General features: G+C 46.6%; 2 protein-coding genes and 1 pseudogene. 1 reads left to right on the top strand and 2 read right to left on the bottom strand.

Translation table 11 applies throughout. The features are described from left to right. Positions 1–197 precede the first annotated feature (197 nt). Positions 198–1,988 (bottom strand): hybrid sensor histidine kinase/response regulator, encoded by a 1,791-nt coding sequence (locus PLA23_RS11060; RefSeq protein WP_324475219.1) that lies wholly within the window; start codon positions 1,986–1,988, stop codon positions 198–200. Positions 1,989–2,102: 114 nt separating this feature from the next. Here PLA23_RS11060 and PLA23_RS11055 point away from each other — a divergent pair, with 114 nt between their 5' ends. After that, on the top strand, positions 2,103–3,992 hold the full coding sequence (locus PLA23_RS11055) for a S8 family peptidase (protein WP_324475218.1): 1,890 nt from the start codon (positions 2,103–2,105) through the stop codon (positions 3,990–3,992). Between the two features lie 8 nt (positions 3,993–4,000). On the opposite strand, the pseudogene PLA23_RS11050 reads toward PLA23_RS11055, so the two are convergent. Continuing rightward, positions 4,001–4,218, bottom strand: a pseudogene (locus tag PLA23_RS11050) (DNA adenine methylase); the annotation flags it as partial.

The following is a 4,218-nucleotide window of genomic DNA, read 5'->3' as shown; positions in this document are numbered from 1 at the left end:
AAAGCGGTTATCATCTCTCTCGCATCAGGAAACCCGTTTGGTTATCCCCGATCAGCCACACTTGATGAGATTAAGAAACAGGGTTCCCAGGTATTCCGGACCGATATCAATGGGACTATCCGGATCAGTACCGATGGTGAAACCTGGAGTGCTATTACGGCACGTTAATATTTTTAAATCAGGAAAAAGAAGATCCTCTATTCTATCCGGTATTTCCCTTCAGGAATGGTCATGGTAAATTGCGCGCCACGCCCCTCGATTCCGGTCTCTTCAATGGTAATGCCGGTAATTGCCAGGATCTCCCGTGCAAGAAAAAGTCCAAGACCGGTATTTTTCCCAACCTCACGTGAAAAGATGTGTTTTTTCATGGTCGGCGAAATTCCTACCCCATCATCCTCAATTATCCATTGCACCGTGTTGTCAGGGGTTTTCTTCCAATAACTGGATATTTTGGTAACGTGCCCTCCATGCCGGATAGCATTCTCCATGAGATTATAAATCACCTTTACCAGAAGTGGATCGGCGAGAACGAGCAGTCGTGAATGAGTATCAAATTCAATGGACACTGATTTGGTATTGATAAGCATAGATGAATTTTTCAGGACTACCCTGATATCATGCCAGACCGGCTCTTTCGATCCCAGATCCTGATAATCACGGGTAAATTCGATATGATGCCTGATTGAACGGGCTGCCGTCTGTGCTTTCTGGATAAACATTCGTGTCTCTTCCATACTGGTCTCTGTCGCTGCAAATTCTAGGTAGCCGGTCAATGCAGTCAGAACATTGAGAATATCATGCCGGGTAATGGAAGAGAGCATGTTCAGTTTTTTATTTGCCGTGACCAGTGCCTCCTCTATCCGTTTTTTATCAGTAATATCATGGATGATAGAATACAGCACCTGTCTGGAATCAAGGACTATTGGCCCACTGTGGACCTCAACATCACGGATCTCTCCGGAGGCAAGGCGGTGTTGAAAATAAAAGAAATTTCTTTCTTCCTTCCGTGCCCGTTCCATCTCCTGAAAAATTTCATCTCTGGTTAAGCAGTTTATCTGCATAATCTCCATGTGAGTCAGCTCATCATGAGTATATCCATAATAGGAGCAGGCTGCAGGGTTTGCATCCAGTATTGCTCCGTTTTCAGGATTTATAATCAACATAACCGAATGGCTGTTTGAAAAAATGCTCCTGTATCGTGCCTCACTTGACTTTAATGCATCTTCAGATCGTTTCTGATCAGTCAGATCCTGAATCTGAACCAGGTATCCCCCGGTAATATCCGGATATGAGAGAGAGATAGGAGTGATCTGGACCTGGATAAAAATCGTACCTGATTTTGTGGTCTTATAAAGATGATGCTGCTTTACCAGGTCAAAATCAAAAGTTGTGGTATACTCAATCCGCTCTCCTCTCCTGAGCTGTTTTAGCATTTGCTCAGGTACATTCGGGTCCTTATAAAGATCGAACAGGGAGATCTCTTTTGGGTCAATGATTCCAAAGAGATCAAGACTGGCGGTATTGACCTGCAATAGTTTTCCATCCGAATTATACAGCTCAATGGCAATCGGTGACTGGGTAAAAATCTCATGAAAGATGATCTCAGCCTGTCTGGATTTGATGAGGGGGACAAGCTTCTCGGACACATGATAGAACAAATCCTTTGGGGAGTCTGTCTTGACAAAATAAAGATCCGCTCCGCTGTTGAGGGCATCAATAACAACCTGGTCATTTCCTTTTCCGGTAAGAATCACAAAAGGAATCTTGTTCCCCTTGCTCCGAAGGGATTTGAGAAATGATATTCCGTCGGTTACCGGCATATCATAATCGGAGATGATGGCGTCATAGTGGTTCTTTTTAAGAAGTCGCTGGGATTTTTTTACCGTGTCTGAAGTTGTCACTTTAAATGGTCCTGTTTTTTCAAGGAATGCTCGTGCAACTTCACAGATCTCAGAATCATCATCGACAAAAAGAAGGGAATAATCCATGCTGCTACGCCCCCTGCCATGGTATCATTCTGGATGGTAAAGTATGAAACCTTATCTTCTCAGCAGCCGATGATTCAAGCTGTGAATGATATGGCCAGGTATATCGGATGGGTCATGATGGGGGTAATTATTCTCCTTATCTGGTGTCATGCATCAGCTGAACCAATATCAGGATGGCATCCCTCTGCTCGTGACTATTTCAAAGACCCGGGATCAGGATTGGGTGAAAACGGTGCTTCGGTCCCGATCATCCCTTTAATTCCTGAAAACCGTTCGGTACAGAAGAATACAACATCTGCGTCACCGGTACAGGTCCTTTCTGAAGGAGGGGATCAGGAGGCAGGAGGCGGGGCAAGGATACTGGTGAGATATAACACATCAGAAGTATCGGCCCTTGCAGATGTGGAGATTGAAGGAATTGCCCTTGAAGAGGATCTCAGCACAAGCCTTCCAGGGCTGGTCGTATACTCCGCACAGAGAAAGAGTGAAGAGGAAGCAATAAAGAAACTCTCTTCCCTGCCTGGCGTTTTATATGCCGAGCCTGACTACATACTCTCTATTGACCGGACTCCGGATGACCCTGAACTCTGGCGGCAGTGGGGTATCGCAAACACCGGTCAGGTATACCGTGAGGATGTGCCCCCCGGAAAGGCAGGATCAGATGGAAAAGTTCTCAGTGCCTGGGATATGACGACCAGTTCCGGGGATGTGATTGTTGCAGTCCTTGATACCGGTGTTGATTATTCTCATCCTGATCTTATGGCAAATATGTGGACCGGCCCTTCAGGAGAACACGGAGCAAATGTTATCACCGGTACCAAAGATCCAATGGACGATAACGGGCATGGAACCCATTGTGCCGGGATTATTGGTGCTGTGGGTAACAATAACGTAGGAGGTTGTGGTGTTGCATGGCAGACAAAACTGATGGCAGTCAAGGCTATTGGTGCGAATGGGAAGGCATACACATCAGATATCATCAAGGGAATTGAGTATGCAACATCAGCCGGGGCAGATATTATCAGTTGCTCATTCGGGGGCCCGGAAAATTCCCAGGGGTTATATGATGCAATTGCCGCATCGCCCGCGCTCTTTGTCTGTGCGGCGGGAAACCAGGGAAAAAATAATGATCAGGAACCTCATTACCCGTCATCATATCAACTCCCCAATATTATCAGTGTTGCAGCAACCACATCATCGGATACTCTTGTTCCAACATCCAATTACGGAACCAGTGTTCATTGTGCAGCGCCCGGAGAGGATTTATATAGCACATCCCTGTCAGGAGCTGGTGGATCCCGATACCGGTACATGACCGGAACTTCGCAGGCAACGGCCTTTGTGGCAGGAATGATATCTCTGGTCATGAGCGCTGATACCAGTCTTACCGCTCCGCAGATTCGAACACTCCTCATATCCACCTCTGATCGCGTCCCTGAACTCGAGGGAAAAGTTGCGGCGCAGGGCCGGGTAAACCTGACCGCCGCTCTGGCCGGTATATCTGGCCAGGATGCAATCAGACTGTATCAGGGATGGAACTTTGTATCAGTGCCAAGGCCACTTGCATCAGGAAAGGATACAGCCCAGATATTTGGGTCGGTGAGCTCTGGAGGTCATTCAGTCCTTGAATACCTGCCGGATACCGGATGGAGAACGCTCAAGGCATCAGATCCCGTATCGATTATGACCGGGTACTGGGTCTATTCAACAAAAGATGATTCGATCAGGCTCCAGTATGCACCATCTCCTGGAATCGTCAGAAAACAGATACAAAAGGGCTGGAACACCTGGGGCCTCCCCATGAAAGAGCCGGTTAAGGCAAAAACGGCATTATCTGCCATACAGAAGATCTGGAAATATGTAATAGGGTACGATGGCGTCCTGCAACAGTACGAGAGCCCCATTCTGAATGGCGGGTCAGGAGACCAGAGCGATGACCGTCTTGTCAGACCACAACTGGGATATTGGCTCTATAGTACAGGAGAAGGAGAGATTACCGGATAATCTTTCTTTTACTCCTGATAATTCCGAATGATCAACTCGTTGATTGCTCCTCTTTTATCTCCTTTACTATTGATAAATCGTTTTGCAAGTACCCGCTCGATCACATAATCCTGATAGAGATCATCAAAGAAATGATCCTCCGGGTTCTCATTTCTCGGATCTGAATTGGAGAGCATGACTTTTGCCCCGGCTTTATCCACAGCCCTGAAAAAATTCATAAGCCTGA

Origin of the sequence: Methanospirillum sp. (assembly GCF_035406105.1) — an archaeon.
Classification (GTDB): domain Archaea; phylum Halobacteriota; class Methanomicrobia; order Methanomicrobiales; family Methanospirillaceae; genus Methanospirillum.
The sequence above is the reverse complement of the archived record's forward strand: the minus strand, read 5'-3'. Positions and strand labels throughout refer to the sequence as shown.

Excerpts from the sequence above, each read along its gene's own strand:
- PLA23_RS11060 (WP_324475219.1), bottom strand. The coding sequence starts at position 1,988 with ATGGATTATTCCCTTCTTTTTGTCGATGATGATTCTGAGATCTGTGAA.
- PLA23_RS11055 (WP_324475218.1), top strand. The coding sequence starts at position 2,103 with ATGATGGGGGTAATTATTCTCCTTATCTGGTGTCATGCATCAGCTGAA.